General features: G+C 39.7%; 2 protein-coding genes. Both read right to left on the bottom strand.

Annotated features, from left to right (window positions below; genetic code table 11):
• Positions 1–115: 115 nt before the first annotated feature.
• On the bottom strand, positions 116–2,770 hold the full coding sequence (locus JQM82_RS14640) for a sensor histidine kinase (RefSeq protein ID WP_235251138.1): 2,655 nt from the start codon (positions 2,768–2,770) through the stop codon (positions 116–118).
• Between the two features lie 22 nt (positions 2,771–2,792).
• Positions 2,793–3,488 carry a response regulator transcription factor gene (locus tag JQM82_RS14635; protein WP_235251137.1) on the bottom strand — a complete coding sequence of 232 codons (696 nt, stop codon included), beginning with the start codon at positions 3,486–3,488 and terminating at the stop codon, positions 2,793–2,795.
• Positions 3,489–3,709 lie beyond the last annotated feature (221 nt).

Here is a 3,709-nt window from a genome sequence, read left to right as displayed (position 1 = left end):
CTATTATTGTAATGTTTTTTGGATGCGAGTGCAAGTAGGGACAGGGGATTTTCAATTTGGGACGGAGGATTTTTAAAAATCCTCCGTCCCAAATTGAAAATCCCCTGTCCCTTTTTTATTTTTTCTGCAATGGAAACGTTATTGTTACCTTAAACAAATCTCCATCTAAATACAATTCGAATTTTCCCCCCTGCATTTCTGTCAGTGATTGTGCAATGGACAATCCCAATCCGCTTCCTTCGGTGCTTCTGGAAACATCGCCTCTGATAAATCGTTCTGTTAATTCGTTTGCCGATATGTTGAGTGACTGTTCGGATATATTTTTCAAGCAGAAGATTGCCTGTTCTTCTTTTGTTTCAAGAGTGGCGTATACTCTTGTTCCTTTCAGTGCATATTTCGCGGCATTATTGTAAATGTTGGAAAATACTCTCCACAACCTGCGTCCATCCGCGCGGATGATAACTTCCTGATCCGGTACTGAAAGTACCTCCTGCAGATCTCTGGAAGTAAATTTCTCTTCAAATTCTCCACTGGTCTGCTGAATCATTTCCACCAGATTGATATTCATATATTCCAAAATTATATTGCCGGAGCTTACTTTTGATGCTTCCACTACATCTTCCGTCAGTGTTTTCAGCCGCTGTGATTTTTGTTCCAGCACTTCTATATATCTCTGAATCTTCGGGTCTTCAAAATTTTCCTGTTTCAGTAATTCCACATAATTAATAATCGAAGTAAGAGGTGTCTTGATATCATGAGAGACATTGGTAATCAGGTCCGTCTTCAGCCGCTCATTTTTTATATTCTTTTCAAGCGCGACATCTAACCCTTCTCCAATCGAATTTACTCTCTCTGCAATGATCTTCTGTTCTCCTCCAAGTCCATCCAATGGTATCTTATAATCAACTTCCCCTTCTGCGATCTTGTTAATTCCTGTCCTGATTCTCTGGCGTCCGATTGCCTGCCGAATCAGATAAATACTTCCTACAAGTTCTAATCCCTGAACAATCCAAAACGCGGCAAACTGGATGCTGTTCCCTACATAGAATTGATAAATGAGACATAACGAAAATACCCAAATCATTCCGCAGACCATAATGGCCTTCCATACTTCATGGATATGACTGAGTATCATACGAATGAAATTTCCCAACCATCTTAACATACTGTTTTTCCATACAATATGTGCTTTGATTCTTCGAATCAAACTCAGATATCCAATCAAAAACATCATGCAGGTATATCCTGCAAGAATTCCTATTTCAATGATATAAGGAATTGCATTAGCAATATAATCCTGCTGATACATCTGATACCCCATGGTACTGTCCGCCATATTTGCCAGATACACATTGAAGTAGTCCAGATTCATACATATCAGCACAACTGGAACACCCCAACATCCAATCACCGTCACCCCTGCCAGTTCTGTCCACCATCGGTCAAACCAGTTCAAATGTAACTCTTCATCTTTTTCATTACGGCCAGCGACTACCGTAAGCCATACCAGAATGACAAGAAACAGAATCAAGGACACCGGGGCAAGAATCAACACGATCCGGGCACTGGAGCCATATTTGTCATATAACTGTGCTTCTGTGTAAAATGAATCCTCAATCGGATACGTTGTATCCACACCTATCGCATATATGAAATGCTTATCTTCATTTCCCGCATATTTTACCTCATCTCTCCACTCTTCTACGTCAATTCGTTTCAGATTTGTTTCAAATCCGGACAACTCTGGTTCAATAATTGCATATTTTCCCATCTTTCGAATACTATCCAGGCTTTGATCAAGTTTTTCATAATCCTGAAATATCTTCCGATTGGTACAGATCTCCTCCGTATCCATATCGATATATAAGTACGCGAAGTTCGTATCTCCTTCCTGATAAAAATTGAAAAGATCGTGATACATTCCCAATTCATCGTCAATCTGATATATAGAAGCTCTTAGTATATCATATGCCTCATTCAGCCTTCCATTCCAGATCGGATTCTCATTTGCAATATCCATCACCGTTTTGCCATCTATGGTCTTGTATTCTTCTTTCAGCCAATTGCCGTCATAACTCCAACAATCAATATATGCGACCTTTCCTTCTTCATCCTGAAGCCCTTTAAAAAGAGTTTCTGTTCCATTTATAAAACTTCCATTCTGAAGTTCATTCAGTATATCTTCCTCAGACATTCCGCCTTCATCACTTGCAATTACAAATCGAAGTTTGCCTTCATCAATTAATTTTTTCAATTCACTATAATAATAGTAATGATATGTATTATCCGATTTTTTGCACACGATAATTGGATCTAACATGCCCGCGCCGGTATCATAAGAACTGTTTTCTCCATTCTGAAGCCATAGTTTCCCCCAGTCATCCAGATCCTGCAGGCGATAGGCTAATCCACTGATATCCTCATTCATATTCCCGGAGGTCTCATAATATTCCTGAGCACTTTTGATCGAGGAAGTCTCATAATATTCCTGAATGTCCACAATCCGCTCCGGATCATAGACCCCATCCGTCTCAAAACGATCCTTCACCTGAATCCCCTTGATCATCAGATCACTGGTTGAGCGCAGCTGTTCGTTAAAGCTAGTCGTATCTTCATATTTCTCTGGAGCATTACCTGCAAATATCTCACTTCTTACTGTCGGATATACGGCAAGCCACAATACACTGACTGTTGCAGCAATCAGAAAAACGTGTTCCAGAACAATCAGAATACCTTTTGTAAAAGAAGTCTTATACCACTGATGCTTCATACATACTCCCTTCTGAATTCCACTATATCTTTTCTATCTTGTATCCAACTCCCCATACTACTTTCAGATACCTTGGTTCCTTCGGGTTAATCTCAATCTTCTCACGGATATGCCTGATATGTACCGCTACCGTATTGTCTACTCCGATAGCATCCTCATTCCAGATACTCTCATAGATCTGATCGATCGAAAACACCTTCCCCTGATTCTTCACCAGTAACAGCAGGATATTATATTCGATCGGAGTCAGTTTCACTTTTTCTCCATCTACCGTCACTTCCTTAAGATCGTCATTGATGGAAAGTCCTCCTACAGTATACACTGCCTCATCTTTCTGATTCACAGTGCTTCCAAGCTGCGTATACCTTCTTAACTGCGACTTTACCCTGGCCACAAGTTCCAATGGGTTAAACGGCTTCGTCACATAATCATCCGCCCCGACATTCAGCCCCAGAATCTTATCGGCATCCTCTGATTTTGCTGACAGGATAATAATCGGCATATTATTCCTTTCCCGAATCTTCAGAGTCGCACGGATACCATCCAGTCTTGGCATCATCACATCAATTACCAGAAGGTCAACCTGTTCCGCTTTCAGTATCCGAAGAGCTTCTTCACCGTCATATGCCTTCATCACCTGATATCCTTCCTGAGTCAGATATATTTCTATCGCTTCTACAATTTCTTTATCATCGTCACATACTAAAATTGTGGACATTTTCATCACCTCCCTTTTACTATACTAGAATAGCAGGCATTTTTTAAGAGCAACTTTCTGAAATTCTTAAGATATTATGAAAAGACGACGAATTCTGTCGAAAAATGTTGAACAATTACGTATCATGACGACATTTCTTTCCTTTTGGATTTTTTATATATAATATAAACCTGTAAAGCATTTTATTTCTTTTGACAGAAAAATACTGCGCGCCTTTTTAT

The organism is Faecalicatena contorta (assembly GCF_021531995.1).
GTDB lineage: Bacteria > Bacillota > Clostridia > Lachnospirales > Lachnospiraceae > Dorea_A > Dorea_A contorta_A.
This window is presented reverse-complemented; position numbering and strand designations above follow the sequence as displayed.

What these genes read in the sequence shown, in the direction of transcription:
- JQM82_RS14635 (WP_235251137.1), bottom strand. Translation starts at nt 3,488, where the DNA reads ATGTCCACAATTTTAGTATGTGACGATGATAAAGAAATTGTAGAAGCG.
- JQM82_RS14640 (WP_235251138.1), bottom strand. Translation starts at nt 2,770, where the DNA reads ATGAAGCATCAGTGGTATAAGACTTCTTTTACAAAAGGTATTCTGATT.